Annotated in this window: 27 protein-coding genes; 15 read left to right on the forward strand and 12 right to left on the reverse strand. The window is 74.1% G+C overall.

Annotated elements, in window-relative coordinates; translation table 11 throughout:
* The first annotated feature begins 4 nt into the window (after positions 1–4).
* Positions 5–862 (forward strand): futalosine hydrolase, encoded by an 858-nt coding sequence (locus ACY0MR_RS16285; RefSeq protein WP_473561337.1) that lies wholly within the window; start codon positions 5–7, stop codon positions 860–862.
* Positions 859–1,713: a 1,4-dihydroxy-6-naphthoate synthase gene (locus ACY0MR_RS16290; RefSeq protein WP_404079588.1), complete on the forward strand. Its 855-nt coding sequence runs from the start codon at positions 859–861 to the stop codon at positions 1,711–1,713. The genes ACY0MR_RS16285 and ACY0MR_RS16290 overlap by 4 nt, the downstream gene beginning before the upstream one ends.
* A gap of 16 nt (positions 1,714–1,729) precedes the next feature.
* Here ACY0MR_RS16290 and ACY0MR_RS16295 read toward each other — a convergent pair whose 3' ends face one another.
* Positions 1,730–2,113, reverse strand: a complete 384-nt coding sequence (locus tag ACY0MR_RS16295; RefSeq protein ID WP_361860716.1) for a cold-shock protein — start codon at positions 2,111–2,113, stop codon at positions 1,730–1,732.
* A gap of 397 nt (positions 2,114–2,510) precedes the next feature.
* Positions 2,511–4,148 (reverse strand): recombinase family protein, encoded by a 1,638-nt coding sequence (locus ACY0MR_RS16300; RefSeq protein WP_473561340.1) that lies wholly within the window; start codon positions 4,146–4,148, stop codon positions 2,511–2,513.
* A gap of 194 nt (positions 4,149–4,342) precedes the next feature.
* Between ACY0MR_RS16300 and ACY0MR_RS16305 the strand changes: the two genes are divergently transcribed.
* Positions 4,343–4,621, forward strand: coding sequence for a hypothetical protein (locus tag ACY0MR_RS16305; protein ID WP_361860714.1), 279 nt, complete (start codon positions 4,343–4,345; stop codon positions 4,619–4,621).
* A gap of 9 nt (positions 4,622–4,630) precedes the next feature.
* Here the strand turns inward: ACY0MR_RS16305 and ACY0MR_RS16310 are convergent, their stop codons facing one another.
* Both ACY0MR_RS16310 and ACY0MR_RS16315 read right to left on the reverse strand, forming a co-directional pair.
* Positions 4,631–5,272: an HAD family hydrolase gene (locus tag ACY0MR_RS16310; protein ID WP_388792455.1), complete on the reverse strand. Its 642-nt coding sequence runs from the start codon at positions 5,270–5,272 to the stop codon at positions 4,631–4,633.
* A gap of 83 nt (positions 5,273–5,355) precedes the next feature.
* Positions 5,356–6,528: a hypothetical protein gene (locus tag ACY0MR_RS16315; RefSeq protein WP_473561342.1), complete on the reverse strand. Its 1,173-nt coding sequence runs from the start codon at positions 6,526–6,528 to the stop codon at positions 5,356–5,358.
* Between the two features lie 72 nt (positions 6,529–6,600).
* On the opposite strand from ACY0MR_RS16315, the gene ACY0MR_RS16320 reads away from it, so the two are divergent.
* Complete coding sequence (locus ACY0MR_RS16320; RefSeq protein WP_473561344.1) at positions 6,601–9,123, forward strand: helicase-associated domain-containing protein; 2,523 nt, start codon at positions 6,601–6,603, stop codon at positions 9,121–9,123.
* A gap of 253 nt (positions 9,124–9,376) precedes the next feature.
* Here the strand turns inward: ACY0MR_RS16320 and ACY0MR_RS16325 are convergent, their stop codons facing one another.
* Together ACY0MR_RS16325 and ACY0MR_RS16330 are read right to left on the reverse strand one after the other, a co-directional pair.
* On the reverse strand, positions 9,377–10,120 hold the full coding sequence (locus ACY0MR_RS16325) for a DUF2071 domain-containing protein (protein ID WP_388792449.1): 744 nt from the start codon (positions 10,118–10,120) through the stop codon (positions 9,377–9,379).
* The gene (locus ACY0MR_RS16330) at positions 10,117–10,449 is read right to left on the reverse strand and encodes a metalloregulator ArsR/SmtB family transcription factor (protein WP_361860297.1); all 333 of its coding nucleotides are present in this window, start codon (positions 10,447–10,449) and stop codon (positions 10,117–10,119) included. The genes ACY0MR_RS16325 and ACY0MR_RS16330 overlap by 4 nt, the downstream gene beginning before the upstream one ends.
* A gap of 157 nt (positions 10,450–10,606) precedes the next feature.
* Here ACY0MR_RS16330 and ACY0MR_RS16335 point away from each other — a divergent pair, with 157 nt between their 5' ends.
* Positions 10,607–12,247, forward strand: a complete 1,641-nt coding sequence (locus tag ACY0MR_RS16335; RefSeq protein ID WP_392041774.1) for a DNA repair helicase XPB — start codon at positions 10,607–10,609, stop codon at positions 12,245–12,247.
* A gap of 127 nt (positions 12,248–12,374) precedes the next feature.
* Here the strand turns inward: ACY0MR_RS16335 and ACY0MR_RS16340 are convergent, their stop codons facing one another.
* Both ACY0MR_RS16340 and ACY0MR_RS16345 read right to left on the reverse strand, forming a co-directional pair.
* Positions 12,375–12,878 (reverse strand): hypothetical protein, encoded by a 504-nt coding sequence (locus ACY0MR_RS16340; RefSeq protein WP_473561346.1) that lies wholly within the window; start codon positions 12,876–12,878, stop codon positions 12,375–12,377.
* Between the two features lie 48 nt (positions 12,879–12,926).
* Complete coding sequence (locus ACY0MR_RS16345) at positions 12,927–13,115, reverse strand: hypothetical protein (protein ID WP_361860306.1); 189 nt, start codon at positions 13,113–13,115, stop codon at positions 12,927–12,929.
* 263 nt (positions 13,116–13,378) lie between these two features.
* On the opposite strand from ACY0MR_RS16345, the gene ACY0MR_RS16350 reads away from it, so the two are divergent.
* A complete protein-coding gene (locus ACY0MR_RS16350) occupies positions 13,379–15,406 on the forward strand; it encodes a HelD family protein (RefSeq protein ID WP_473561808.1) in 2,028 nt (675 codons plus the stop codon).
* A 147-nt stretch (positions 15,407–15,553) separates the two neighbouring features.
* The gene (locus ACY0MR_RS16355) at positions 15,554–16,126 is read left to right on the forward strand and encodes a dihydrofolate reductase family protein (RefSeq protein ID WP_473561348.1); all 573 of its coding nucleotides are present in this window, start codon (positions 15,554–15,556) and stop codon (positions 16,124–16,126) included.
* A 53-nt stretch (positions 16,127–16,179) separates the two neighbouring features.
* Here the strand turns inward: ACY0MR_RS16355 and ACY0MR_RS16360 are convergent, their stop codons facing one another.
* The 3 genes from ACY0MR_RS16360 to ACY0MR_RS16370 all read right to left on the reverse strand — a co-directional run bounded on the left by ACY0MR_RS16360 (position 16,180) and on the right by ACY0MR_RS16370 (position 19,093).
* On the reverse strand, positions 16,180–17,100 hold the full coding sequence (locus ACY0MR_RS16360) for an aminoglycoside phosphotransferase family protein (protein WP_473561350.1): 921 nt from the start codon (positions 17,098–17,100) through the stop codon (positions 16,180–16,182).
* A 249-nt stretch (positions 17,101–17,349) separates the two neighbouring features.
* Positions 17,350–18,048 carry a copper homeostasis protein CutC gene (locus ACY0MR_RS16365; RefSeq protein WP_473561352.1) on the reverse strand — a complete coding sequence of 233 codons (699 nt, stop codon included), beginning with the start codon at positions 18,046–18,048 and terminating at the stop codon, positions 17,350–17,352.
* A 52-nt stretch (positions 18,049–18,100) separates the two neighbouring features.
* Complete coding sequence (locus tag ACY0MR_RS16370; protein ID WP_473561354.1) at positions 18,101–19,093, reverse strand: hypothetical protein; 993 nt, start codon at positions 19,091–19,093, stop codon at positions 18,101–18,103.
* Positions 19,094–19,281: 188 nt separating this feature from the next.
* Here ACY0MR_RS16370 and ACY0MR_RS16375 point away from each other — a divergent pair, with 188 nt between their 5' ends.
* The 3 genes from ACY0MR_RS16375 to ACY0MR_RS16385 all read left to right on the forward strand — a co-directional run bounded on the left by ACY0MR_RS16375 (position 19,282) and on the right by ACY0MR_RS16385 (position 22,242).
* The gene (locus tag ACY0MR_RS16375; protein WP_388792437.1) at positions 19,282–19,566 is read left to right on the forward strand and encodes a heavy-metal-associated domain-containing protein; all 285 of its coding nucleotides are present in this window, start codon (positions 19,282–19,284) and stop codon (positions 19,564–19,566) included.
* An 89-nt stretch (positions 19,567–19,655) separates the two neighbouring features.
* On the forward strand, positions 19,656–21,923 hold the full coding sequence (locus ACY0MR_RS16380; RefSeq protein ID WP_388792436.1) for a heavy metal translocating P-type ATPase: 2,268 nt from the start codon (positions 19,656–19,658) through the stop codon (positions 21,921–21,923).
* A 37-nt stretch (positions 21,924–21,960) separates the two neighbouring features.
* Positions 21,961–22,242 (forward strand): metal-sensitive transcriptional regulator, encoded by a 282-nt coding sequence (locus ACY0MR_RS16385; RefSeq protein WP_015035316.1) that lies wholly within the window; start codon positions 21,961–21,963, stop codon positions 22,240–22,242.
* A 113-nt stretch (positions 22,243–22,355) separates the two neighbouring features.
* On the opposite strand, the gene ACY0MR_RS16390 is transcribed toward ACY0MR_RS16385, so the two are convergent.
* A complete protein-coding gene (locus tag ACY0MR_RS16390; RefSeq protein ID WP_473561357.1) occupies positions 22,356–22,523 on the reverse strand; it encodes a hypothetical protein in 168 nt (55 codons plus the stop codon).
* 83 nt (positions 22,524–22,606) lie between these two features.
* Between ACY0MR_RS16390 and ACY0MR_RS16395 the strand changes: the two genes are divergently transcribed.
* The 5 genes from ACY0MR_RS16395 to ACY0MR_RS16415 all read left to right on the forward strand — a co-directional run bounded on the left by ACY0MR_RS16395 (position 22,607) and on the right by ACY0MR_RS16415 (position 26,125).
* Complete coding sequence (locus tag ACY0MR_RS16395) at positions 22,607–22,999, forward strand: BlaI/MecI/CopY family transcriptional regulator (protein ID WP_148001049.1); 393 nt, start codon at positions 22,607–22,609, stop codon at positions 22,997–22,999.
* Positions 22,996–23,913 carry a M56 family metallopeptidase gene (locus tag ACY0MR_RS16400; protein WP_404079606.1) on the forward strand — a complete coding sequence of 306 codons (918 nt, stop codon included), beginning with the start codon at positions 22,996–22,998 and terminating at the stop codon, positions 23,911–23,913. Before ACY0MR_RS16395 ends, ACY0MR_RS16400 begins: the two co-directional genes overlap by 4 nt.
* Before the next feature lie 257 nt (positions 23,914–24,170).
* On the forward strand, positions 24,171–24,539 hold the full coding sequence (locus ACY0MR_RS16405; RefSeq protein WP_404079608.1) for a GNAT family N-acetyltransferase: 369 nt from the start codon (positions 24,171–24,173) through the stop codon (positions 24,537–24,539).
* 170 nt (positions 24,540–24,709) lie between these two features.
* On the forward strand, positions 24,710–25,609 hold the full coding sequence (locus ACY0MR_RS16410; RefSeq protein WP_404079610.1) for an SAM-dependent methyltransferase: 900 nt from the start codon (positions 24,710–24,712) through the stop codon (positions 25,607–25,609).
* Positions 25,610–25,693: 84 nt separating this feature from the next.
* Complete coding sequence (locus ACY0MR_RS16415; RefSeq protein ID WP_361853201.1) at positions 25,694–26,125, forward strand: Fur family transcriptional regulator; 432 nt, start codon at positions 25,694–25,696, stop codon at positions 26,123–26,125.
* Positions 26,126–26,209 lie beyond the last annotated feature (84 nt).

Here is a 26,209-nt window from a genome sequence, read left to right on the forward strand (position 1 = left end):
TCCGGTGGTCCACCGGATCCTGATCGTGACGGCCGTGGCGGCGGAGGCGGACTCCGTCTCCGCCGGCCTCGGCCTCGGCGGCGCCGAGCTGATCCCGCTGCCGGGGGGCCTCGTCCTGCGCCGCCACGCGGACTCCCCCGGCGACGCCCCCGCGGGCTCCCCGGGCTCCGCGGGTTCCCCGGGCTCCCCGGGCTCCCCGGGCGACGGCTCCACGGGCTCCCCCGGCGGCCGTCTCCGCGTCGACGTCCTCGTCGGCGGGGTCGGGCCCGCCGCCGTCGCCGCCTCCACCGGGACCGCGCTCGCGTACAGCGCGCTCACCGACCCGCCCGGGCCGTCGGGCTCCGGGGACCCGTACGACCTCGTCGTCTCCGCCGGGATCGCCGGCGGGTTCCAGCCCCTCGCGCCCCTCGGCTCCGTCGTCGTCTCGTCGGCCGTCGTCGCCGCGGACCTCGGCGCCCAGACCCCCGACGGGTACCTGACCGTCGACGAGCTCGGCTTCGGGCGGTCCGTCCATCCCGTGCCGGAGGCCCTGACCGGCCGGATCGCCGCCGCCCTGGCCGCCGCCGGCCGGCCGCACACCGTCGCACCGGTCCTCACCGTCTCCACCGTCACCGGCACCGCGGGCCGCGCCGCCGAGCTGGCCGGACTCCGGCCCGGAGCGGCCGCCGAGGCGATGGAGGGCTTCGGCGTCGCCGAGGCCGCCGCCGGATACGCCGTGCCCGTCGTCGAGATCCGGGCCGTGTCGAACGCCGTGGGCCCCCGCGACCGCGCCGCCTGGCGCATCGGCGAGGCCCTGGAGGCGCTCCGGCACACCTTCGAGCTGCTCGGCAAGACCGTCTTCCTGGAGCTGGAGCCCTCGTGACGAAGCTGAAGATCGCCTACTCGCCCTGCCCGAACGACACCTTCGTCTTCGACGCCTGGGCCCACGGCCGCGTCCCGGACGCCCCGCCGCTCGACGTCACCTTCGCCGACATCGACGTCACGAACGGCTGGGCCGAGAGCGGCACCGACAGCCACGACGTCCTCAAGGTGTCGTACGCCGTGCTGCCGTGGATCCTCGACGAGTACGCGCTGCTGCCCTGCGGCGGCGCCCTCGGCCGCGGCTGCGGGCCGCTCGTCCTCACCCGCGAGGACGCGACCGGCGCCGACCTCGCGGGGAAGACCGTCGCGGTGCCGAGCGAGCGCTCGACCGCGTACCTGCTGTTCCGGCTCTGGGCGGCCGAGGAGGTGCCCGGCGGCGTCGGCGGGGTCGTCGTGATGCCGTTCCACGAGATCATGCCCGCCGTGCGCGACGGCAAGGTCGACGCCGGACTCGTCATCCACGAGGCCCGCTTCACGTACCAGGACTACGGGCTGCACCGCCTCGCCGACATGGGCGAGCACTGGGAGTCCACGACCGGGCTGCCGATCCCGCTCGGCGCGATCGTCGCCCGCCGCTCCCTCGGCACGGAGACCCTGCGGCGGCTCGCCGACGCGGCCCGCACGTCGGTGCGGATGGCCTGGGACGACCCGGCGGTGTCCCGCCCGTACGTCATGGAGCACGCCCAGGAGATGGACCCGAAGGTCGCCGACCAGCACATCGGGCTCTACGTGAACGAGTTCACCGCCGACCTCGGCGAGCACGGCTACGCGGCGGTCCGCGGGCTGCTCACCCGCGCCGCGGCCGAGGGACTCGTACCGCCCCTCGGCCCGGACTCGCTCGCCTTCCCGTGACCGGGGCCGCCGCCGGTCAGACGTCCAGCTGGTCCGCGACCGCGCGCAGCAGACCCGCGATCTTGGCGCCCTGCGCCTTGTCGGGGTAGCGGCCGCGCTCCAGCATCGGCGTGATGTTCTCCAGGAGCGTCGTCAGGTCCTGCACGATGGACGCCAGTTCGTCGGGCTTGCGGCGCTGCGCCGCGGCCACGGACGGCGTCGGGTCGAGGATCACCACGGACAGTGCCTGGTCGCCGCGCTGGCCCGCGACGACGCCGAACTCGACCCGCTGCCCCGGCTTCAGTGCGTCGACTCCGGCAGGGAGCACCGACGAGTGGACGAAGACGTCGCCGCCGTCGTCACGGGAGAGAAAGCCGAAGCCCTTCTCACTGTTGAACCATTTGACCTTGCCAGTCGGCAAAGCACACGCTCCCTCTGTCGGTCCCGGACACTCCTGGGCGCCCGTAGAAATGCCCTGGAACACCTTACCGAGGCTGTCCCCAGAGACAGGGGGGGTTAACCCCGCACCCGGGGCGGAGGAGGGCCCTGTCCAGGCAGGACAAAGGGCGCGCAGCGGCGTGACCGGATCTCCGTCAGAGAGCCCCACGCCGGTCCGCGCCCGGAGAGGTCAGACGCCTTACGTCGATGCGCGCCAGGAGCCGGAAGGCGGTCCCGTCCTCCTGCACCCGATGGACGTGCGCACGGTGGGCGTAGACGTCTCTTCCCGGACCGCTGCTCCCCGGCTCACGCCACAGGAACACCGCGGCGGCCGCGTTCACGTATCGACTCCTTGCGGCCGGTCGAGGTCCGGGCCCCGTTCACGCGGTCGCCGGGGCGCCTTGACCGAGGATCGCCAGCACCTTCCGACGGTATTCCTCGGGAACGTTGTGGCTGATGACCATGCGCGCCGCCCCACTCTTCCCTTCGGGACGGAAAAGGGAAAGCTCATCGGCCATCGCCCGAATATCCCCCAGGTCCATGACCATTCCCCTTTCACCTCCCTCGGCCCCCTTGTCCCAAGCCCAGAGCCTCACCCCATAGGTGCGCAGAAACTCCCTGCGGTCTTCCTGCCCCTTGCTCTTCCAGACTTCCCCGTACTTCATGCCCGTCGCCTTGATGGCAGGGCTGCCCCTCTCCGCTTCATGCCTCTCCAGGAGAGCCACCTTTGCCGACAGTCCCTTGTGCATACGGCGGTAGGATGTCTCCTGACCTTCTCCGTCGTATTCGCCCGCCAGGAAGTCGGCTTCCAGTTTCTCCAGGCGCGCCTTGGCCGACTGGAGTTCCCGCGCCTGAGAAGGACCCACGCCCGCCCTCTCGTACACGTCCCAGGTGCCGATGCTCGCCAGGACCTCCTGCTCGACCCAGGTGTCGAGCACGTCCGCACGGACGTAGAGACCGGCGGAGCAGGCACCGCCCTTGAACTTGTTGGAGCAGCGGTAGTACCTGTGACCGGGGACCTTCGTTCCGTCTTTCCTGGTGTGCCCGGATCCCATCAGAGAGGTCACCGCAGAATCACATGCACCACATCGCGCGACACCGGAGAGGAGGCTCTTGGCGCGCGCACGACTGTTCACCCCTTCCGGCTTGGGGGCGACAGCGATCCGGTCCACCAGATCCGTCCACTCATCCATGGTCGCCAACGGCTCTTCCGGGAGAATGACGATTTCTCCGTCGTCACTCAGGACCGCTTGACCCTTGTACGTGTAGATTCCCGGAACCCAGGAAGAACGGATGAACTTGTTGATGATGGTGGACTGCCACTGAGTCCCCCGCACCTCCTCCCCCTTCACCTTTCGCAGGTGGTCACCCCAGGTGAGTACGCCTCGGGAGTTGAAGTCACGCGCGATGCGGTGAGTGGACTGCCCCTCGCGGACACGCTGGAAGATCTCTTCGACGTAGGGGTGGAACGCCTGGTCGATCTTCAGAACCTTCCGCCTGCCACCCTCCACCGTCGTGATGGTGTAGCCGGTGGGCGGAGCGCCTGTCAGCCACGAACGGTTCTCCAAGCGGCTCTGTACGCCGTTGAGGACGCGGGCCTGGATCGTGTCCCACTCGGCCTCGGCGAAGACGGCCGTCATCCGGGCCATCATCTTTCCCTGCGGGGTGGAGAGGTCGAACCCCTCTTCCACGCAGACGATGTACTTCCCGTGCTGCTGCGCCCACTCCAACAGTTCGTTGAAATGCATGGAGCGACGGGTGAGCCTGTCCATCTTCGCCGCGATGATCACGTCGAACTCATCGGCTCGTGAGGTGAGCCAACGTCCGAGCCTGGGGCGTTTGAAGGGGCTCATGGAGCCTGATACGTCGGTGTCCTCAGCCTCTCCGACGAGAGCGCCGGCCAGATGGGGAGCGCTGACGTGGTGGCGAATGACGCCACGCTGCCACTCGATGGACGTGGACCCGTCGGAGTCGGCGGACAGGCGGAGACAGGCCAGATAGCGCAGACCGGGTGTCATGGCGCGAGGATAGTGCTGTCCGTGTGCCCAGGTGATGCACTTGTCGTCTCCGGTAGGCACGTCTGCTGTCGTCCTCGCCGAGGCACGACGGGCAGTGGGGCCGATCGACCCGTCGACCACGGGGCCAGTCGTCCGGAGGCCGGTGACAAGACGTCGCCGATGTGTTCCTTCGGCCTGGGAACTACCCTGGCCGGATGCGTAGTGAAACCCCCGCCGCACAGGCGAACGACAGCGCTCCGGGTGACGGGCTCGTCAAGGCCGGTGTCGTCCTCTTCGCCATCGGCGCGGTGGCGACGCTGGTCACCGTGGCTCCGCTGTTCCTGGGCACCGACCCGTTCCCCACGGTCGCGTACACCGTCTCCATGCTGATGGGCGTCGGATTCGCCGTCGCCGCCGCCGGCGTGCTGCGGTCGATCGCGGCTCAGCGGCGGCAGGCGCGGGAGGCCTCGGCCTCGCCGGTTCAGGCCGGATAACGCCCCCCCTCAGGCCAGGTACCCCTCCCACCAGGCACGGAAGTCCGTCAGGTCGGCGAGGACCACGTCCGCGCCGGCCTCCGCGAGTTCCGCGGGGGCGCAGGGGCCGGTGGCGACGGCCACGGAGAGCGCGCCCGCCGTGGCGGCGCCGCGCACGTCGCCGACGTGGTCGCCGACGTACACCCGCGCGCCGTGGGCGCGCAGGGCCTCCGCCTTGCCCTCGGCCCACAGGCTCCCGACGAGCGCGTCGGGCTCGATGCCGAGGTGGGCCAGGTGCAGCGCGGCGTGCGGGCCGTTCTTCGCCGTGACGACGATCGTGCGGCCGCCCGCGTCGCGCACGGCCTGGATCGCGTCCCGCGCGCCCGGCATCGGCGGCGAGGGCTCGATCGCGTACGCCGGGTAGAGCGAGCGGTAGTGCGCCACCATCTCGGTCACCCGGTCCTCGGGGACCCAGTACGCCATCTCGTGTTCGAGCGGCGGGCCGAGCCGGCTGACGACCAGGTCCGCGTCGACGGCGACGCCGGACTCGGCCGAGAACGCCTCCCAGGCGGCCTTGATGCCGGGACGGGTGTCGATCAGCGTCAGGTCGAGGTCGAAGCCGACGGTGAGCGGGGGCACGGGGTTCGGGGGCGGGGTGGCGGAGGTCGTCATGCCGCCATTCTCGGGGACCGCGCCGCGGGCCTCGCGGCCCGGGTGCCCCCTGTACGTGCCTCGTACACGGAGCCGGGGCTCCCTCAGTGTCTCCGGGTGCGCCAGAGCAGGAACAGGGCCGACGCGACCGCCGCGCCCCGGAGGACCCACGGCCAGGTCTCCGCGACCGCCGCGCCCATCGCCTCGCCGCCCGCCGCGACCGGCTCACCCCAGCGGCCCTCCACCCGGCCCCACAGCCAGCCGACGCCCGACGCGGCGGCGAGACCCGGGATCACCAGGACGGCGCCCTTGACCTCGCCGGGGGTCAGTCGGCGTGAGGCGTACGCGATGAGCCAGCCCGCGGCCAGGGCGACGAGCGAGCCGAAGAGCGCCCCGCCGAGCAGCAGGAGCGCGGCGAGCAGGACGAAGGGGCTGGTGAGGCGGAGCCGCGCCGCCGGGGCCGCCGCGGGCTCCCCGTCCGCCACCGGCGGGGCTCCGGGCGCCGCCCGCCCGCGGCGCAGGACCCGCGCGAGACGGCGGCGCCTCCCGGCGGCCGGACCGGCCGCGTCCGCATCGTCCGCCCCGTCCTTCGCTCCCGCCCGTTCCGCGTCCTCCTCGGCGACCGGCTCCCTGAAGAGGTCCGGCCGCTCGACCCCGCCCACGAACCCCGGGAGACCCGCGGCGGCGTCGACCTGCCACCAGTCCCCGTCCGTGCCGTGGTCGGCTCCGGCCAGGCCCGACAGGTCGAGCGGGCCGACCGCGTCGGCACCCGGAGGAGCCGGGGCCGGTCCGGACGGCGCTTCGGGCGCCTTCCCCTCCCGGGAGCGGCGGCCGCCCGGGATCCACCCGGTGCGCCGCTCCCCGCGGTCCACTCGCTCCCCGCGTCGGGGCTCGGGCACGGGCTTCCCGCCCGGCTCCCCGTGCGGGCCCACACGCGGCTTCCCGCCCTGACCCGCGCTCGGACTCCCGCCCTGACCCGCGCTCGGACTCCCGCCCGGCTTCGGCGCCCGTGCCGGTGCCGCGTCCCGTGGCTCCTTCGGCGACGCGCCCGAGCCGCCCGCCCGTTCCACCACCTCGTCCGGCGTCCCCAGCGCGCCGAGGATTCCCCGTACCGCCGCCGGGCTCTGCTCGCCGTGCGTGGCGCGACGGCGGTCGATCTCGTTGCGGAGGGTGGACACCAGCCGCATCCGGTCGCTCGCCGGCAGCTGCCGCTGCTGGGCCAGATCGCCGACCCGGCTCAGATAGTCGTAGACCAACTGGTCGCTCTCGATGCCCACGGTGCCCCTCCACGGCCGGTTCGCCCGGTACGGCCCGACGTTAGCGCCTGCGCAGCGGCTAACGTGGTGCGGATGGGGATCGGTGAGCTCGACCGGGAGGCGCACGTGCCCGAGGTAACTGGTGCCGCCGCGGCGCCCCGCACACTCGCCGAGGCGCTGCGCGCGCGGGGCGACGACGGACTCGCCGCGCTGCTGCGGGCACGGCCCGACCTGGTGAACCCCGTACCGAACGACCTGACGCAGCTCGCGACGCGCGCGGGGACGCGGGGCTCGGTGGTGCGGGCCCTGGAGCGGCTCGACCGGTTCGCCCTCCAGACGGCGGAGGCCCTCGCGGTGGCCCAGGACCCGGCGCCGTACCCCGTGCTCCTCGGGCTGCTGACCGGCGACGAGGGCGATCCGGAGATCGAGGCGGCGCTGCCGGGCGCCGTCGCGCTGCTGCGGGAGCAGGCGCTGGTGTGGGGCGACGACGACCGGCTGCGGCTGGTGCGGACGGCGCGCGAGCTGCTCGCCCCGTCGGCGCAGCACCCGTCGCCGACGGGTCTCGGGCCGACGGTGGCGGAGGCGACGTCGGGGATGTCCCCGGGCCGGGTGCAGGAGATCATCGCGACGGCGGGGCTGCCCGGCACCCATGACGCGGTGTCCGCGGTCGGCTCCCTGACCGGTCTGTTCACGGACCGGGAGCGGATGGGGGCGCTGCTCGACACGGCGCCGCCGGACGCCCTGTCCGTGCTCGACCGGCTCGTGTGGGGTCCGCCGTACGGCGAGGTGACGGCCGATCCGGCGCCGCCGGTGCGGTGGCTGCGGGACCGGGGGCTGCTGCTCCCCGTGTCGCCGCGGACGATGGTGCTGCCCCGCGAGGTGGCGCTGCACCTGCGGGGCGGTCGGGCGCACCGGGCGCCGGAGCCGGTGGCGCCGGTGCCGGGGGTGCTGCGGGAGTACCGCCCGCAGGTGGTGGACAGCGCGGCGGCCGGGCAGGCGCAGCTGGCGCTCGCGACCGTCGAGGAGCTGCTGAAGTCCTGGGACCGGGGCGGGCCGCCGGTGCTGCGGGCGGGCGGTCTGGCGGTGCGGGACCTCAAGCGGACGGCGGCGGCGCTGGACGTGCCGGAGGAGACGGCGGCGTTCTGGCTGGAGCTCTGCTTCGGTGCGGGGCTGCTGGCCTCGGACGGCGAGGCGGACGAGCGGTACGCGCCGACGCCGGCGTACGACGACTGGCTCGACCTGCCGCCGGCGGAGCGCTGGGCGCTGCTCGTCACGCCGTGGCTGACGGCGACCCGGACGCCGGGTCTGGTCGGCGGTCAGGACACGAAGGGCCGGACGCTGTCCGTGCTCGGCCCGGAGCTGGACCGGTCGCCCGCGCCGGAGGTCCGGCACCGGGTGCTCGGGCTGCTCGCGACGCTGCCGCCGGGGTCGTCGGCGGAGCCGGAGTCGCTCTTCGCGCGGCTGCGGTGGGAGCGGCCGCTGCGCGGGGCGGCGGCCGCGGACGAGGGCGGCGACCTGCGGTCGCGGCTGGCCCGCTGGGCGCTGGCGGAGGCGGAGCTGCTGGGGCTGACGGGGCGGGGTGCCCTGTCGGGGCCCGCCCGGGCGCTGCTGAACCTTCCGCTGGCGGAGGCCGCGGACGCCGGGGCGCTGGGCGGCGGCGTGGAGCCGTCGGTGGCGGCGGAGCGGGCGGCGACGCTGCTGGCCCCGCTCCTGCCGGAGGCCGTCGACCACGTCCTGCTCCAGGCGGATCTGACGGCGGTGGCGCCGGGGCCGCTGCGGCGGCCGCTGTCCGACGCGCTCGCGGTGCTCGCGGACGTGGAATCGAAGGGTGGTGCGACGGTCTACCGCTTCACGCCCGGGTCCGTGCGGCGGGCGCTCGACTCCGGGCAGACCGCGACCGACCTGCACGAGTTCCTCAAGGCGCATTCCCGGACGCCGGTGCCGCAGCCGCTGTCGTACCTGGTGGACGACGTGGCGCGGCGGCACGGCCACCTGCGGGTCGGGGCGGCGTCGGCGTACGTGCGCTGCGACGACGACACGGTGCTCGGCGAGATCCTGGCGGACCGCCGGTCCGCGTCCCTCGGTCTGCGGCGGCTCGCGCCGACGGTGCTCGCGGCGCAGACGGACCCGGGTTCGCTGCTCGACGGGCTGCGGTCCATGGGGTACGCGCCGGCGGCCGAGTCGGCGACGGGCGACGTCCTGATCACCCGCGCGGACGCGTACCGCACAGCGGCCCGTACGGCGCCGGTGCCGGTCCCGGACGGCCCGCCGGCCCCCGACACGACGCTGCTGGGTGCGGCGGTGCGGGCGATCCGCGCGGGCGACCGGGCGGCGACGGCGGTGCGCAAGGAGCCGGCGGCCCCGGCGGCGGCGGGCGCCCTGCCGCGGACGTCGGCGGCGGAGACCCTGGCGACCGTGCAGGCGGCGGCGATGACGGGCTCGGCCGTCTGGATCGGCTATGTGAACGCGGAGGGCGGGGCGAGCCAGCGGGTGATCGCCCCGGTGCGGGTGGAGGGCGGTTTCGTGACGGCCTACGACCACACGGCGGACGAGGTCCGCACGTACCCGCTGCACCGGATCACGGGCGTGGCGGAGCTGGCGGACGACCAGGTGTGACGGGCGCGGCCGGGTGGGCCGGTCGGCCGGCACGGACCGCCGGCACAGACGGGCCGGCACGGACCGCCGGCCCGGACGGACGGCCGGGACGGACCGCCGGCCCGGGCGGCCGACACGGAGCACCGGCACGGACCGCCGGCCCGGACGGACGGCCCGGACCGCTCCGGGCCCGCAAGGAGCCGGCCCGCCCGGCGCCGGCCCGCCCGGTGCCTTGTGCCTGGAGGTGCGGGGCGGTCGGTGGTGTCCGTGCCGCTCAGGCGACGAGCCGGGCGCCTCGCCCCGCGGCCGGCTCGGGGAGGGGCAGCCAGTCGGCGGGGACGTTCCGCATGATCAGGGCGCAGTCCAGGGTCGCGCTCCCCGGCGGGAAGCGGTCCGGGTCGTCGAAGAAGGACGATGCGGCGGCGCGGACCCGGCCGGCCTCCACGTGCCAGGCGTCGGTGTGCAGCTCCATGCCCTCCAGGCGGCCCGAGCCGGTGGGCGAGAAGCCCTTCGCGCCCGCCCGGAAGAAGCGGGAGGCCGCCGCGAGATCGGGGAACAGTTCGCTGCCGTGCAGCTCGTCGGCCGGCTCGACGGTGACGTCCACCCGGAGGTCGCCGTCCCGGGTGGCCAGGGCGACCCGTGTCCGGTCGGGCGTCTCGTGCACCTCGAAGTCGGCGCGGCCGTGTTCACCGGGGAAGACGCGGCCGCCTGCCCAGGCGTTGAGCCGCGAGGCCGTGTCGCGGCGCGGGATGTAGACACCGGTCTCGACGCCGTCCGGTCCGTCCCATGCGACGGCGATCCGGTGCGCCGCGTTCTCGCTCCGGGGCCCGAACGCCTCGGGCGCCCAGACCGGCCGCACCTTGCCCAGCCGCAGGAGGCAGATGCCGGCGACCGCGTAGCCGTTCACCAGCTGCGGGCGCAGGGGCTCGGGGAGCAGGCGGGCCGCGGCGTCCGGAGCGACCCGGTAGTTCACCAGGAGCCTTCGCTCGATGACGCTGGACAGTCGTGGATGCCTCATGATCCCTCGCTCTGCGCCCCGCGGCGCCATGTCGTGTGGCGGAGCACGATCTGCTCGGGGCAGACGGTGCTCAGGAACCTGCCGATGCACAGGGCCAGGCGTTCCTCGGCCAGGGTGTAGAGGATCCGGTTGCCGTCGCGCCGCTCGGTGACCAGTCCCGCGCCCTTCAGGATCCCGAGGTGGCGCGAGACGGAGGGCGCGCTGATGGCGAACCCCGCGGCGATCTCACCGGCGGCCAGTTCGCCGCCTCTGAGGTCCTCGAGGATCTGGCGTCTCGTCGGATCGGCGAGCGCCCGGAAGGCCCCCGCCTCGTCCTGGGCATCGATCATGAGCACTGTTTAGCACTTTAGCTAAACACCTAACAAGTCCTCCCCGTGACCCGGCTCCGGCCGGCGGGGCTCACCGCGCCGCAGCCGTCCCCGGCGTCGGGCACACTGGAGGATTGGCCGTTACGGGAACGGCACGGTGTCGGAAGGACCTGATCACGTGAATGGACCTCTCATCGTCCAGAGTGACAAGACGCTGCTCCTGGAGGTCGACCACGAGCTGGCCGAGGCGTGCCGGCGGGCGATCGCGCCCTTCGCCGAGCTGGAGCGCGCGCCGGAGCACATTCACACCTACCGGCTGACGCCCCTCGGTCTGTGGAACGCGCGGGCGGCCGGCCACGACGCCGAGCAGGTCGTCGACGCGCTCGTCGAGTACTCGCGCTATCCCGTCCCGCACGCGCTGCTGGTCGATATCGCGGAGACCATGGCCCGCTACGGGCGTCTCACGCTGTCCAAGCACCCCACCCACGGGCTGGTCCTCACCAGCACCGACCGGCCCGTCCTGGAGGAGATCCTGCGGTCGCGGAAGGTGCAGCCGCTCGTCGGGGAGCGGATCGACGCGGACACCGTCGCCGTGCACCCCTCGGAGCGCGGGCAGATCAAGCAGACGCTGCTGAAGCTGGGGTGGCCGGCCGAGGACCTCGCCGGGTACGTGGACGGCGAGGCCCACCGGATCGACCTCGCCGAGGACGGCTGGACGCTGCGGCCCTACCAGAAGCAGGCCGTGGAGGGCTTCTGGCACGGCGGCTCCGGGGTCGTCGTGCTGCCCTGCGGCGCGGGCAAGACGCTGGTCGGGGCGGGCGCGATGGCCCGGGCCAAGGCGACCACCCTCATCCTCGTCACCAACACCGTCTCGGCCCGGCAGTGGAAGCACGAGCTGGTCCGGCGCACCTCGCTGACCGAGGACGAGATCGGTGAGTACAGCGGGACGAAGAAGGAGATCCGGCCGGTCACCATCGCCACGTACCAGGTGCTCACGACCCGGCGGAAGGGCGTCTATCCGCATCTGGAGCTGTTCGACTCCCGGGACTGGGGCCTGATCGTCTACGACGAGGTGCACCTGCTGCCCGCGCCCGTCTTCAAGTTCACCGCCGACCTCCAGGCGCGGCGCCGGCTGGGTCTCACCGCCACCCTCGTGCGCGAGGACGGGCGGGAGTCCGACGTCTTCTCGCTGATCGGCCCCAAGCGGTTCGACGCGCCCTGGAAGGAGATCGAGGCGCAGGGCTACATCGCGCCCGCCGACTGCGTCGAGGTCCGGGTGAACCTGACCGACTCCGAGCGGCTCGCCTACGCCACGGCCGAGGCCGAGGAGAAGTACCGCTTCTGCGCCACGACCGCGACGAAGCGGAAGGTGACCGAGGCGCTGGTGAAGAAGTTCGCGGGTCAGCAGATCCTGGTGATCGGGCAGTACATCGACCAGCTGGACGAGCTGGGCGAGCACCTCGACGCGCCGGTCATCAAGGGCGAGACGCCGAACTCCCAGCGGGAGAAGCTCTTCGACGCGTTCCGGAACGGCGAGATCAGCGTGCTCGTCGTGTCGAAGGTCGCGAACTTCTCCATCGACCTGCCGGAGGCCACCGTCGCCATCCAGGTGTCGGGCACCTTCGGCTCGCGGCAGGAGGAGGCGCAGCGGCTCGGCCGGGTGCTCCGCCCCAAGGCCGACGGGCACCAGGCGCACTTCTACTCGGTGGTCGCGCGGGACACGATCGACCAGGACTTCGCCGCGCACCGGCAGCGGTTCCTGGCCGAGCAGGGGTACGCGTACCGGATCGTGGACGCGGACGAGCTGCTCGCGCCGTAGCGGCGGGGCGGATCGGGGCGGCGGGCCGGGCCCCGGCCCGCCGGCTCGGTCCGCCGGCTCGGTCAGCGCCCGCTCGGTCCGGCGGTTGGGTCCGTCGGCCAGGTCCGCCGGTTCGGTCAGCGCCCGCTCAGTCCATCAGCGCGAGGAGCGGGCCGGCGGCCCCCAGGCAGTACTGGGCGGCGACGAGCGCGCGGCGCGGCACGACGAGGGCGGCCACGCCCGCGACGGCCCCGAGGGCCAGGGACCAGAATCCCGCGGCGATGAGGACGCCGCCGGAGCCGTCGCCCTCGATGGCGTCACCGAGGGTGATCATGCCGGTGAACACCAGGCAGGCGAGAAGGAAGAGCAGGCCGCAGGCGGCCGCGAGGCGCAGGCCGAGCGTGTAGGGGGCGGTCGTGTCCGGACCCGGGTCCGTGTCCGGGGCCGTGTCCGTGTCCGTGTCCGGGGCCGTGTCCGGGCCCGGGGCCGTGTCCGGGCCCGGGGCCGTGTCCGTGTCCGGGGCCGTGTCCGGGCCCGGGGCCGGGGCCGGGGCCGGGGCCGTGTCCGGGCCCGGGGCCGGGGCCGGGGCCGGGTTCGTGTCCCTGTCCGGGTTCGGTCCCCTGCCCGGGTCCGTGGAGGGCGGCGTCGTCATGGGTCGATCACATCAGCGGCGGGCCCGCGGCGGCAGGCGCGTTCGTACTCAGTCGGGGCCGGGGGCGTACTCAGGGCGCGGGTTCCTGACGCCGGCCTCGGGCGGTCCGTAGTCGCCCAGAAGGACGACGCCGGCCGCCGCGCCGCCGAAGGCGCGCAGCGCGCGCAGCGCGGTGCCGAGGGGGCGGACCCGGGGGCGGGTCACGGTGGTCACGAGGGTGAAGGTCGTCGCGGTCATGTCTCCATGATGGAATCCGGACATACCGAACACATCGCTCTGACGGGTGAACCGGCGGGGCGGCCGGGTCCGCCGTGAGGCGGACCCCGTCCCCTACGGGGTGGAGACGGGCGGAAACCGTTCGCTCCCGGCCCCGCCCAGGAGTTACACTCGCCAGCTTCCCCGCCTCCCTCCGTGGAGAGCCGCCGCCCGGTCGGTAACCGGCGGCCACCTCGACGTGTCCGTGTACCCGCCGTACCCGCCCCGGAGGCTCCGCCGTGTCCGTGCCCGTATCCGACGACCCCCTGGCCCGCGAGCGCGCCCATCTGACGTCCTCCCGCGCCGCCCTGCGCGCCATGCGCGAGGACGTCGAGGCGCTCGACATCAAGGACGTCACCGCGAACTGGGTGAACTCGCTGGTCCTCGGGCGGCAGATCGAGGACCGGATCAAGGCCCTCGCCGACCTCTCCCACACGCCGCTGTTCTTCGGGCGGCTCGACTACCTGCACACGACGCAGGAGGGGCAGCGCTTCTACATCGGGCGCCGACACGTGCACGACGCCGACGGGGACCCGATGGTCATCGACTGGCGCGCCCCGGTCTCCCAGCCGTACTACCAGGCCTCGCGGAAGGACCCGCAGGACGTCGGGCTGCGCCGCCGCTTCGGCTACACGGGCGGCGAGCTCACCGCGTACGAGGACGAGCACCTCTCCGACCCGGAGGAGCTGGAGCGGACCAGCCGGCTGCTCCAGGCCGAGATCGAGCGGCCCCGCGTCGGCCCCATGCGGGACATCGTCGCCACGATCCAGCCCGAGCAGGACGGGATCGTCCGGTCCGACCTCTCCGGGACCGTGTGCGTGCAGGGCGGGCCCGGGACCGGCAAGACCGCCGTCGGCCTGCACCGTGTCGCCTACCTGCTGTACGCGCACCGGGAGCGGCTCGCCCGCACCGGCACCCTGGTCATCGGGCCGAACCGGTCCTTCCTGCACTACATCGAGCAGGTCCTCCCCGCCCTCGGCGAGCTGGAGGTCAGCCAGGCCACCGTGGACGACCTCGTGGGCGGTCTCGTCGAGGTGCGGGGCACCGACGAGGCGGCCACCGCCGTCGTCAAGGGCGACGCCCGGATGGCGGAGCTGCTGCGGCGCGCCGTGCGCGCGCACGTGGCGCTGCCCAAGGAGTCCCTCATGGTGGTGCGCGGCTCGCGCCGATGGCGGGTCCCGGCCCACGAACTGGAGGAGATCGTCCGGGAGTTGCTGGAGCGCGACATCCGGTACGGGGCGGCCCGCGAGGCGCTTCCGCAGCGCATCGCGCACGCGGTCCTGGTGCGGATGGAGGAGGCCGGGGAGGCGCCGGACGACCGCGTGCAGAACGCCGTCGCACGGAACACGGCGGTGAAGGCGGTCGTGAAGGAGTGCTGGCCGCAGGTGGAGCCGGCCAAGCTGGTGCTGCGGCTGCTCGGGGACCCGGAGTTCCTGGCGGAGCACGCCGAGGGGCTGTTCTCGGACGACGAGCAGAAGCTGCTGCTCTGGGCGAAGCCCGCGCGGAGCGTGAAGACGGCGAAGTGGTCGGCGGCGGACGCCGTCCTCGTCGACGAGGCCCGGGACCTGGTGGAGCGCACGCACTCGCTGGGCCACGTCGTGGTCGACGAGGCCCAGGACCTGTCCCCGATGCAGTACCGGGCGGTGGGCCGGCGCTGCACGACCGGTTCGGCGACGGTCCTCGGGGACCTCGCCCAGGGCACGACGCCGTGGGCGACGGCGAGCTGGGCGGAGGCACTGCGGCACCTGGGGAAGCCGGACGCGGTGGTGGAGGAGCTGACGGCCGGTTTCCGCGTGCCGCGCGAGGTCATCGCGTACGCCTCCCGGCTCCTGCCCCACATGTCGCCGGGGCTCGCGGCGGTGGAGTCGGTGCGGGAGAACCCCGGCTCGCTGGAGGTGCGCCGTACGGACGCGCTCGACCAGGACGTCGTCGCGGCCTGCGTCGAGGCGCTGGCGCACGAGGGCTCGATCGGGCTGATCGCCGCGGACGCGCGGATCGCCCCGCTCGCCGAGGCCCTGGCGGCGGCCGGCCTGCCGCACCTCTCCCCCGGCGAGGAGACCACGGCCGAGTCCCGGCTGACGCTGGTCCCCGCCTCGCTCGCGAAGGGCCTGGAGTACGACTACGTGGTCCTGGACGAGCCGGCGGCCGTCGTCGACGGCGAGCCGGACGAGCGGACCGGCCTGCGGCGGCTGTACGTGGCGCTGACCCGCGCCGTGTCGGGGCTGACGGTCCTCCACGCGGCTCCCCTGCCGCACCAGCTGGAGCAGCTCTGAGGGGCGGCCGGGGCGGGCCCGCGGCGACCGGTCCGGAGGAATCCGCCGAGGACCGATGAGTTTCCCCGGGGGCCCCGGTCTATAGGTTGTACTCGCTACCGACCGGCTTTGCTGAAGAGCCGTCACGAACCGTACGGGAGAACCCAGATGCGCACCTTGATCAGTTCCGTCTTCGTCTCGCTCGACGGTGTCGTGGAGGCCCCCGGCGGCGAGCCCGGCTACCGGAACTCGGGCTGGACCTTCAAGGAGATGGAGTTCGTGCCGGAGGCGTACGCGCTCAAGAGCCAGGAGCAGGAGGAGGCCGGCGCGATGCTCCTCGGCCGGGAGAGCTACGAGGCGTTCAGCGCCGTCTGGCCGGACATGGAGGACTTCGCCCGCTACAAGACGCTGCCGAAGTACGTGGTGTCGACGACCCTCACCGAGGACGACCTGGTCGACAACTGGGGCGAGATCACGATCCTGCGCTCGCTCGACGAGGTCGCCGCGCTGAAGGAGACCGAGGGCGACCCGATCATCATGCACGGCAGCGCCACGCTGGGCAGGGCGCTCTCGGACGCCGGGCTGATCGACCGGTACCACCTGCTCGTCTTCCCGCTGCTGCTCGGCGCGGGCAAGCGGCTGTTCAGCCAGACGGACAAGGACACGCAGAAGCTGGAGCTCGTCGAGCACGAGGCGTACGCCAACGGCATCCAGAAGAACGTCTTCGACGTCGTGCGCTAGACGGTTCCGGGGGGCGGTCGCCCCGGGGGCGCCCCCGGGGGGCGGGACGCCTCCTAGGGGGTGACCGCCGCCGCGTATTCGGCGAGCGCCTCGGTGCGGGTGCGGCGGGCGACCGCCGCGAGCACCGGGTTCGTCTCGCGGTAGTAGTGCTCGGTGACCAGGCCCCAGGCCAGCGCCCAGCCCCGGCCGCGCGCCCAGGTCGCGTCGTCGACGCGGGCGGCCTCGCGGAACAGCGGGCGGGTGCCGGCGGTGAAGAGGGTCCAGGCGGGCATCGTGTCGCAGGCGGGGTCCCCGGTGCCGACGCCGCCGAAGTCGATGACGGCGCCGAGGCGGCCGTCCCGGCCGAGCAGGTTGCCCGGCAGCAGGTCGCCGTGGATCCAGACGGGCGGGCCCTCCCACTGCGGGAGGCGCAGCACGGCCTCCCAGGAGGCCGTGGCCAGGCCGGCGTCGATCAGGCCCTCGGCGCCGAAGTCACTTATCAAGCGCGGGAGTTGACCCTGCTCCCAGCTGGTGACGTGGCCGCCCCGGAAGGAGGCGGGGCCGTCGTGCGCGTCGACGGCGCGCAGGGCGGCGCCGAAGCGGCCGAGGGCGACGGCCGCGTGGGCGAGGTCGGTGAGCGGGGCGTCGTACGCGTCGTCGCCGTCGAGCCAGCGGTAGACCGACCAGGGCCAGGGGAAGTCGGGTCCCGCCGCGGCCCGCCCGACCGGGACGGGGACGTCCAGGGGCAGGTGCGGGGCGAGCAGGGGCAGCCAGCGCTGCTCCTTCTCGACGTGACCGGCGGCGTGCGCCGCCCGGGGCAGCCGTACGACGAGGTCGTCGCCGAGCCGGAACATGGTGTTGTCCGTGCCGGTCGACCGCACGGCCCGGACCGGGAGTCCCGCCCACGCGGGGAACCGCCCGGCGACGAGCCGTGCGACGAGCTCGCCGTCGACGGCGGGCGGTTCGCCGGGGTGCGCGGTCGGGGTGGCAGCCATGCGGGCGAGGCTAACGACCGGCCCGCGCCCGGGGCGAGGCGTTTTCCGGGCCCGACGGGTCCGGGCCGGTGCCCCGCCCCGGCCGTCCGCGGTCGGCGCCGCGCCGGGCCCGGGTGCGGCCGCTCCCGAGGTGCCGCCGCTCCCGAGGTGCCGCCGCTCCCGAGGTGCCGCCGCTCCCGAGGTGCCGCCGCTCCCGGCGCGCCGTCGTGCCCGAGGTACCGCCGCTCCCGGGGTGCCGCCGTGCCCGGCCTACGCGTCCAGTGCCTCGCGCCAGGTGCGTACCGCGTCCGACGAGACCGGGGCGGCCCAGCCCCGGGGGCGGGCCGCGCCGCCGATGTGGAAGGCGTCGAGGCCCGCGGCGCGCAGTTCGGGGAGGTGGTCGAGGCGCAGGCCGCCGCCGACGAGGATCTGGGTCTCGTAGCCGGGTTCGCCCGTGCGGGCGGCCTCCGCCTTGAGGGTCCCGAGTCCGTCGTCGACGCCGGTGGCGGCGCCGGCCGTCAGGTAGGTGTCGAGGCCGGGCAGGTCGGCGAGCCGCTTGCGCAGTCCGTCGCGGTCGGCGGCGCGGTCGATGGCCCGGTGGAAGGTCCAGCGGCAGCCGTCGAGGACGGTGACGAGGCGCTCGACGGCGACCAGGTCGGGCTCGCCGTCGGGGGTGAGGAAGCCGAGGACGAACTCGTCGGCGCCGGCCTCGCGCAGTTCCAGGGCCCGGGCCACGAGGGCGTCGGTGCCCTCGGGACCGCCGGCGGCGAAGCCGTCGGCGAGGCGGAGCATCACGCGCAGCGGGATGTCGACGGCGGCGCGGATGGCGGCGAAGCCGGTCCGGGACGGGGTCAGTCCGTCCGCCGCCATGTCGGTGACGAGTTCGAGCCGGTCGGCTCCACCGGTCTGGGCAGCGACCGCGTCTTCCTCGTCGAGGGCGATCACCTCAAGGACTGCACGGTTGCTCATCGAGCCCATTCCTCCATGAATGCGTCTCTACAGGTCTAGTCCAATGGCCAGCCTAGCCGTGCGCGTGGTCGGCCGCACCGTGCGTGGCCCCATCGGCCGCGGGCGCGGGCGTCCCGGCGCCGGCCCGGGGGGCGCCCGCGGTGACCGTGAAGGCCGCCGTGCGCACCTTGCCCTCGTGCTGGAAGTCGAGGAACAGGCGGTACGCGCCCGCGCTGGGCGCCGTCGCGGTGAAGGAGACGTCCGGGCCGGGTCCGCCCTCGTTGGGGTGCACGTGGAGGTAGGCGAGGTCGCCGTCGCGGAGGGCGACCAGGTGTCCGTACGCCCCCAGGTACGGCTCCAGGTCGGTGACCGGCTTGCCGGCCTTGGTGACGGTGAGCCGGAGCTCGCCGGCCTTGCCGGGGTTCAGGGTGCCGCCGAGGCGGACCTGGTAGCCGTCGACGGTGGCGGTGGGGGCGGCGGCGGGCAGCGGCTTCGGCGCGTACGCCCCCGGCACGGAGAGGTCGACGCCGAGCGTGACGCCCCGGGCGCCGGGTGCGGCGGGCTTGAAGTCGGCGAAGGCCTTGTAGCCGCCGGCGCGGGGCAGGTCGGCGGTGACCGACCAGGTGCCGTCGGGCGCCTTCACGGGGTGCAGGTGGCGGAAGGTGCCGAGGTCGCGCGAGGCGACGATGAAGTGCAGCTCCTTGCCGTGCTCGGTGGTGAACGCGGTGACCTTCCGGCCCGCCGAGTCCTTGATCGAGAACTTCAGGGTGCTCCGGCCCGCGGCGGGGGCGGGGGTCTCCATGGCCAGGGTGTAGCCGCCCTCGGAGACCTGGAGGCCGCCGGGGACGTCCGCGGCGGCGGGGGTGGCCGGCGTGGCGCCCTCCTCGTGTCCGGCGTGGCCGTCGGCGGCCGCGCTCCCCGTCGGCTCGGGCGCGGCCGCGTGCTCCTCGTGGGCGGCCTTCTTCGGCTCCTCGACGGGACCGACGCCCGTGCCCACCCCGTACGCGGCCCCGAAGGTCGCGGCGAGTGCGGCGGCGTAGGCAGTGATCTTCACTCCGGTGTTCATGGCTGCTCTCCCGTACGTGGGTGGTGACGGCGCCGGTAGCCGTTCCCTGCACTTCACCATACCCCTGGGGGGTATCAAGTCAAGCCGGGGATCTGCTTGCGCCGAATACGGGCGGGGGGTATACATGGAAGCGAAGCCGATACCCCCCGAGGGTATCGCGCCCCATCGGAACCGACCGAGGAGAAGCCATGGGCTCCTGCTGCACCCCCGACAACAGCTGCTCGACCGGCGCGGAGACCACCGCCGTCGCGGTCGCCGACAGCACCGTCACGGTCTACGCCGTCTCCGGCATGACCTGCGGCCACTGCAAGACCGCGATCACCACGTCCGTGAGCGCCCTCGCCGGCGTCCTCTCCGTCGACGTGGACGTCGCCGGCGGCCTCGTCACCGTGACCACCGGCGGTGAGCCCGACGACGCGGCGATCACCGCGGCGGTCGACGACGCGGGCTACGAGCTCACCGGCCGCGCCTGACCGACAGCCCCGTCGGCCGCCGGGGCCCGCCCACCACGCCCGGGCCCCGGCCCCCGGCACCCCCGTACTCACGAGGAGCAGGAAGAGTCATGACCACGACGACACCGGGCAGCGCCCAGGTCGAGCTCGCCATCGGCGGCATGACCTGCGCCTCGTGCGCGGCCCGCATCGAGAAGAAGCTCAACCGGATGGACGGGGTCGAGGCCACCGTCAACTACGCCACCGAGAAGGCGAAGGTCACCTTCGACGCCGACATCGACGTCGCCGACCTCATCGCCACCGTCGAGGCCACCGGCTACACCGCCGCCGAGCCCGAGCCGCCGAGGTCCGAGACCCCCGGCTCCCCCGACGGCCCCTCCGACGAGGAGAAGGCCGACGAGGAGCTGCGGCCGCTCCGGCAGCGGCTCGTCACCGCCGTCACGCTCGCCGTGCCCGTCATCGCCATGGCGATGGTCCCGGCGCTGCAGATCGAGTACTGGCAGTGGCTGAGCCTCACCCTCGCCGCGCCGGTCGTCGTCTACGCCGCCTGGCCGTTCCACCGCGCCGCCTGGACGAACGCCCGGCACGGCGCCGCCACCATGGACACCCTGATCTCGGTCGGCACGATCGCCGCGTTCCTGTGGTCCCTGTGGGCGCTGTTCTTCGGCACGGCCGGAACGCCGGGGATGACCCATCCGTTCGAGTTCACCATCGCCCGCACCGACGGCGCCGGGAACATCTACCTGGAGGCCGCGGCCGGCGTCACCGCCTTCATCCTCGCCGGCCGGTACTTCGAGGCCCGCTCGAAGCGCAAGGCGGGCGCGGCGCTCAAGGCGCTGATGCAGCTCGGCGCGAAGGAGGTCACGGTGCTGCGCGAGGGCCGCGAGGTCACCGTGCCCACCGCCGAACTCCAGGTCGGCGACCGCTTCCTGGTCCGCCCCGGCGAGAAGATCGCCACCGACGGCACCGTCGTCGAGGGCTCCTCCGCCGTCGACGCCTCCATGCTCACCGGCGAGTCCGTCCCCGTCGAGGTCTCCGTGGGCGACTCCGTCACCGGCGCCACCCTGAACGCCGGCGGCCGCCTCGTCGTCGAGGCGACCCGCGTCGGCTCCGACACCCAGCTCGCCCGGATGGCGAAGCTCGTCGAGGACGCGCAGAACGGCAAGGCCGCCGCCCAGCGCCTCGCCGACCGGATCTCGGCCGTCTTCGTCCCCATCGTCATCGCGCTGGCGCTCGGCACCCTCGGCTTCTGGCTCGGCACCGGCCAGGGACTCACCGCCGCCTTCACCGCCGCCGTCGCCGTCCTGATCATCGCCTGCCCCTGCGCCCTCGGCCTCGCCACCCCGACCGCCCTCATGGTCGGCACCGGCCGCGGCGCCCAGCTCGGCATCCTCATCAAGGGCCCCGAGGTCCTGGAGACCACCCGCAAGGTCGACACGATCGTCCTCGACAAGACCGGCACCGTCACCACCGGCCGGATGACCCTCATCAAGGTCCACACCGCCGAGGGCGCCGACGAGAAGGACGTGCTGCGGCTCGCGGGCGCCCTGGAGCACTCCTCCGAGCACCCGATCGCCCAGGCCGTCGCCACCGGCGCGGCGGCGAAGGTAGGCACCCTGCCCACCCCCGAGGACTTCGCCAACGTCCCCGGGCTCGGCGTCCAGGGCGTCGTCGACGGCCACGCCGTCCTCGTCGGCCGCGAGAAGCTCCTCGCCGAGTGGGCCATCACGCTGCCCGCCGGCCTGCGGTCCGCGAAGGAGGCCGCCGAGAAGGCGGGCAGGACCGCCATCGCGGTCGCCTGGGACGGGGAGGCCCGCGCGGTCCTGGAGGTCGCCGACGCCGTCAAGGAGACCAGCCCCGAGGCCATCCGGCGGCTCCGCGGCCTCGGCCTGACCCCGATCCTGCTCACCGGGGACAACAAGGCGGTGGCCGAGGCCGTCGCCGCCGAGGTCGGCATCGACGAGGTCATCGCGGAGGTCATGCCGCAGGACAAGGTCGACGTCGTCAAGCGGCTCCAGGCCGAGGGCCGTTCGGTCGCCATGGTCGGCGACGGCGTGAACGACGCCGCCGCGCTCGCCCAGGCCGACCTCGGCCTGGCGATGGGCACCGGCACGGACGCCGCCATCGAGGCCGGCGACCTGACCCTCGTACGGGGCGACCTGCGGGCCGCGGCCGACGCGATCCGGCTCTCCCGCAAGACGCTCGGCACGATCCGGTCGAACCTCTTCTGGGCCTTCGCCTACAACGTGGCCGCCCTGCCGCTCGCCGCGGCCGGACTGCTCAACCCGATGATCGCGGGCGCGGCCATGGCCTTCTCCTCGGTCTTCGTGGTCGGCAACAGCCTCCGCCTGCGGGGCTTCCAGGCCGCCGACAAGTGATCCGACGCCGACTCAGCGAAGTGACGGGGAGACTGCCATGGCCGGTTACGGACAGCACAAGGAAGACATCATCAGACGCCTGCGCCGGATCGAGGGCCAGGTCAGGGGGGTGCAGCGGATGGTCGACGAGGACGTCTACTGCATCGACGTCCTCACCCAGGTCTCCGCGATCAACGCGGCGCTCCAGTCCTGCGCGGTGGCCCTGCTCGACGAGCACCTGAGCTGCTGCGTGACGGAGGCCATCGCCCAGGGCGGGGACCAGGCGAAGGTGAAGGTCGGCGAGGCGTCGAAGGCGATCGCCCGGCTGATCCGCACGTGACCGGCCGGCCCGGCCGGCCGCACCGGACCCGACCGGCCCCCGCCCGGTCGGGTCCGGCCCCGTGCGGCGGGTCCGGCTCGGGCCGGGCGACCTGACGGACTGCCGGGGAGGCGTCAACCGCCCGTGCGCGAGGGACAGTCGGCGGACAGCGTGAGACGCAGCCGGAGACAGAGGCCGAGCAGCTGCCGGAGGAGCACCAACTCGACCGTTCCGGGCGGACCGGAGGCGCAGACCTGCGCGCAGGGACGGTGCGACAGCGGGAACTTCATGAGGGCGGACATCCCTCCAGCGTACCCCTGGGGGGTATACCTGAGCGAGGGGAGCGGCCCGTACGATGAGCCGCCCGTAGGGGGAGGGGATGCACGTGCGCCGGCTGGGAGAGCTGGAGGCCGAGATCATGGACCGGCTGTGGGCCTGGCAGCGGCCCGCCACGGTCCGCGAGATCGTCGACGACATCAACCGCGGCCGCCGGGTCGCCTACACGACCGTCATGACCGTGGCGGACATCCTGCACCGCAAGGGCTGGCTCCGCCGCGAGAAGGCCGGCCGCGCCTGGCTGTACGAGCCCGTGCGCGGCCGCGAGGAGTACACCGCCGGTCTGATGCGGGACGCGCTCGGCGACAGCCAGGACCGCCCCGCCGCCCTCCTCCGCTTCGTGGAGGCCATCTCGGACGAGGACATGGACGCCCTCGACGCGGCCCTCCGCGCCGCCCGCGGCGACCACGACCCGGACCTCGACGGCGGGAGCGGCGCGTGAACGTGAACCATCACGTCCTCGTCCCTCTCGGGCTCGTGCTCCTCACCGGCTTCCTCGTCCCCTGGCTGCTCGTCCGGGCCCGCTGGGCCCAGCAGGCACCCCGGCTCGCGCTCGCCGTCTGGGCCGCCTGCGGCGCCGCCTTCGCCGCCGCGACCGCCCTGCTGCCGGCCCAGCTGGTCCTGACCGCCGCCGGCAGCCACCGCCTCGCCGACATGATGTTCGCGCTCCAACCGCCCACGGTCTCCCAGCTCGTGCACCTGGACGGGCGGGAGCGCATCGCGTTCGCGCTCTCCCTCGGGGTGCTCTCGCTGCCCACCGCCGCGTTCCTCCGCCGCCTGGTCGGGGCCCGCCGGGCGCGGCTGCGGCACGCGGGGGTGCTTCGGCTCGTCGGGCGGTACGACCCGGCGCTGCGGGCCACCGTCCTCGACGACGCGCGACCCGCCGTGTACTGCCTGCCGGGCAGTTCGCGGCGGGTCGTCGTCTCCTCCGGCGCGGTGGACGCCCTCACCCCGGACCAGCTCGCGGCGGCGCTCGCGCACGAGCGGGCGCACATCGCGGGCCGCCACCACCTCCTCGTCGCCGCGTCGGAGGCCTTCGCGGCCGTCTTCTCGCGCCTGCCGCTCGCCCGGCACGGGGTGGGATCCGTACCCCTGCTGCTCGAAATGGCGGCGGACGACCGGGCGTTGCGCCGGTGCACGCGGGACGCGCTGGCCACGGCGCTGTACGCGCTCGCGTCGGGGCGGGCGCCGCGGTCCGCGTTCGCGGCGGGCGGCCCCTCGGCCGCGCTGCGGATGCGGCGGATCCTCACCCCGCACCGTGCCGGCCATCCCGTGCTGCGCGGTCTGATGACGATCGCGGCCGCGGGTCTCGCGATGGCACCGCTGATCGTCGCCTGCTGTTCCTTCCCCGGTTAATCGACTCCCTTCAGCACGCCCGACCGCCGAACAGCACTATTTACTAAGCGAATTCGTAGATTTCGCATCGGTCACGGACAACTTAATTCCCCGCTATTGTGGGTACGTTGGGGCTCGGGTTCGGCACGTCGAAGGGTACAGAACCGATGCAGCTGGCTGGCGTTCGAACGGCCGCGGCCGGCGATGCGACGACGATATCCAGGCTACTGGCCGACGCCATTCGGAGCAGCTACACGGGAATCCTGGACGAAATCCCGATGCGGCGACTGATCTCCGCCCAATGCGCACTGCCCCGCATACGCGCGGAAATTGAAATTCCCGGGGGCGCGCCCGGCTGGCTCGGCTGGCTCGTCGCGACGGACGCGGAGGGCGCGGTCGTCGGCGTCGCGGCCGGCGGCGTGCCGGTGCCGGGCGAGGGCGAGGTGTACGCCCTCGCGGTGGCGTCCGGCTCCCGCCGCCGGGGCGTGGGCACGGCCCTGCTGGCGGCGGCCACGGACCGGATGCGGGACTTCGGGGCCCGGCACCAGCGGGTGGAGCTCCCGGCGGAGGCGGACCCGGCCCTGCCGTTCTACCGCCACCTGGGCTTCGCCGCCCTCTCCGCCCGGCGCTGGAGCCGCACGCTGTAGCGGCGCCCGCGCTCCGCGGGCGTGGCAGATCCACGCCATCGCGTGTTCACGCAGCCCCATCCGGTGGATCGGGGTTCCTCCCCCAGGTCAGGATGGGTCCAGCGGCGCGGGCCCGGCGGCACGGGTACCTCGTCCGGACGGCATGGACCGAGCGAGCCCCTGGAGGAGCGATGCACACACCGAGCGGCACTTCCCTGCCCGTCGTGCCCGCGGCGTTCGCTCCGGTCCTGCCGTCCCGATACGACGGGGAGCCGGATCCCGGCGCCGGGATCCGGGTCGCCTCGGACACCCTGCCCGGCCTCGAATCCGTCTCCCCCGCCGACGAGGGCTCCGTCTGGCTGCACGACGCCCTGCTCGGCCCGCACAGCGCGGACATCGTCCGGTACCTCAGCCTCGCCCGCTCCACCGGCGGACCCGTTCTGGACCTCGGCTCCGGCGCCGGGCGGCTCGCCGTCCCGTTCGCCCGGCACGGCTTCGCCGTGGAGGCCGTGGACCGGGACGCCTCGGCCCTGGAGCGCCTCGACGGCTGGGCGCGCCGGATCGGTCCGCAGGTGGCCGGCCTGGTGGTCACCCACCGGACGGACCTGACCGAGCTGCGGCTCCGCGGCAGCTACCGGCTCGCGCTGCTGGCGGGCGCGATGGTCGCCGCCGTCCCCCCGGCGCGGCGGCCCGCGCTGCTGCGCGAGGTGGCGTCCCACCTCCAGGCGGGCGGGGCCCTCGCCCTGGACTACACGGCGCACCAGCTGCCGGGGTTGATCGCGGAGCCGCGGCGGACCTGGGCGTTCCAGGTGCCGCGCTTCGACGGCATCGACGAGTGGGTGGTGGCCCGGCAGGTCTTCGACCTGCCGTCGATGAGCGAGCGCATCACCTACTACGCGGCCAGGACCGGGAAGCTGTCCTCGGAGCGGGTCGTCCTGACCACCGACAAGTGGATCGTGGAGCCCGAGCGGCTCGCGGCGGAGCTGCACTCCGCGGGCCTGCACATCGAGGGCCGGCGGCGCCACCGGATCGACGAGCGGACCGAGTCCGTGCTGCTCGTGTGCAGGGCCGACGACCGGACGGCGTCCTGACGGGGTTGACGAGCAAGAGGTACGATGCCCACAAAAGTTTGAGCCGACCAGACGGCGAGCGGGCGGGCGGAGAAGATGGCAGGCGTGGAAGAGCTGACGGGCCGCGAGGCGGTGATCCAGCGCCTGCGCGACGTCGGCCTGCGGGTCACGGGACCGCGCCTGGAGGTGCTCACGGTGCTCGCCGCCGGCGGCCATCTCGACGTCGAGGCGATCACCACGACCGCCCGTGAGCGCCTCGGCACGCTGACCAGCCAGGCCGTCTACGAGATGCTGCGGCACTTCCAGGAGACCGGTCTGGTCAGCAAGTTCGACCGGCCCGGCCTGCCCGCCGTGTTCGAGATCTCCGGCCCCGCGCACCAGCACGCCCTCTGCCTGAACTGCGGCCGCGTGGAGAACGTGACGGCCGCCGCGCCCGCGCCGCCGCGCGGCAGTCTGACCGCCTGGGCGGTCAGCGACGCCGAGGTGGTCTTCAAGGGTCTCTGCCCCGACTGCCGGGCGGCGGACCCCGCCCGCTGAAAGCACGGGAACACCGTGCGGCACGTTCGAATCTGTGACAGGGTCGAGCGGGGCGTTTCGACAGGATCCGCGCGATCCGAGGGG

The organism is Streptomyces sp. JN8 (assembly GCF_055808075.1).

What these genes read in the sequence shown, in the direction of transcription:
- ACY0MR_RS16300 (WP_473561340.1), bottom strand. Translation starts at nt 4,148, where the DNA reads ATGACACCCGGTCTGCGCTATCTGGCCTGTCTCCGCCTGTCCGCCGAC.
- ACY0MR_RS16305 (WP_361860714.1), top strand. Translation starts at nt 4,343, where the DNA reads ATGCGTAGTGAAACCCCCGCCGCACAGGCGAACGACAGCGCTCCGGGT.
- ACY0MR_RS16310 (WP_388792455.1), bottom strand. Translation starts at nt 5,272, where the DNA reads ATGACGACCTCCGCCACCCCGCCCCCGAACCCCGTGCCCCCGCTCACC.
- ACY0MR_RS16320 (WP_473561344.1), top strand. Translation starts at nt 6,601, where the DNA reads ATGGGGATCGGTGAGCTCGACCGGGAGGCGCACGTGCCCGAGGTAACT.
- ACY0MR_RS16325 (WP_388792449.1), bottom strand. Translation starts at nt 10,120, where the DNA reads ATGAGGCATCCACGACTGTCCAGCGTCATCGAGCGAAGGCTCCTGGTG.
- ACY0MR_RS16330 (WP_361860297.1), bottom strand. Translation starts at nt 10,449, where the DNA reads ATGATCGATGCCCAGGACGAGGCGGGGGCCTTCCGGGCGCTCGCCGAT.
- ACY0MR_RS16340 (WP_473561346.1), bottom strand. Translation starts at nt 12,878, where the DNA reads ATGACGACGCCGCCCTCCACGGACCCGGGCAGGGGACCGAACCCGGAC.
- ACY0MR_RS16345 (WP_361860306.1), bottom strand. Translation starts at nt 13,115, where the DNA reads ATGACCGCGACGACCTTCACCCTCGTGACCACCGTGACCCGCCCCCGG.
- ACY0MR_RS16355 (WP_473561348.1), top strand. Translation starts at nt 15,554, where the DNA reads ATGCGCACCTTGATCAGTTCCGTCTTCGTCTCGCTCGACGGTGTCGTG.
- ACY0MR_RS16360 (WP_473561350.1), bottom strand. Translation starts at nt 17,100, where the DNA reads ATGGCTGCCACCCCGACCGCGCACCCCGGCGAACCGCCCGCCGTCGAC.
- ACY0MR_RS16365 (WP_473561352.1), bottom strand. Translation starts at nt 18,048, where the DNA reads ATGAGCAACCGTGCAGTCCTTGAGGTGATCGCCCTCGACGAGGAAGAC.
- ACY0MR_RS16370 (WP_473561354.1), bottom strand. Translation starts at nt 19,093, where the DNA reads ATGAACACCGGAGTGAAGATCACTGCCTACGCCGCCGCACTCGCCGCG.
- ACY0MR_RS16375 (WP_388792437.1), top strand. Translation starts at nt 19,282, where the DNA reads ATGGGCTCCTGCTGCACCCCCGACAACAGCTGCTCGACCGGCGCGGAG.
- ACY0MR_RS16380 (WP_388792436.1), top strand. Translation starts at nt 19,656, where the DNA reads ATGACCACGACGACACCGGGCAGCGCCCAGGTCGAGCTCGCCATCGGC.
- ACY0MR_RS16385 (WP_015035316.1), top strand. Translation starts at nt 21,961, where the DNA reads ATGGCCGGTTACGGACAGCACAAGGAAGACATCATCAGACGCCTGCGC.
- ACY0MR_RS16390 (WP_473561357.1), bottom strand. Translation starts at nt 22,523, where the DNA reads ATGTCCGCCCTCATGAAGTTCCCGCTGTCGCACCGTCCCTGCGCGCAG.
- ACY0MR_RS16405 (WP_404079608.1), top strand. Translation starts at nt 24,171, where the DNA reads ATGCGGCGACTGATCTCCGCCCAATGCGCACTGCCCCGCATACGCGCG.
- ACY0MR_RS16410 (WP_404079610.1), top strand. Translation starts at nt 24,710, where the DNA reads ATGCACACACCGAGCGGCACTTCCCTGCCCGTCGTGCCCGCGGCGTTC.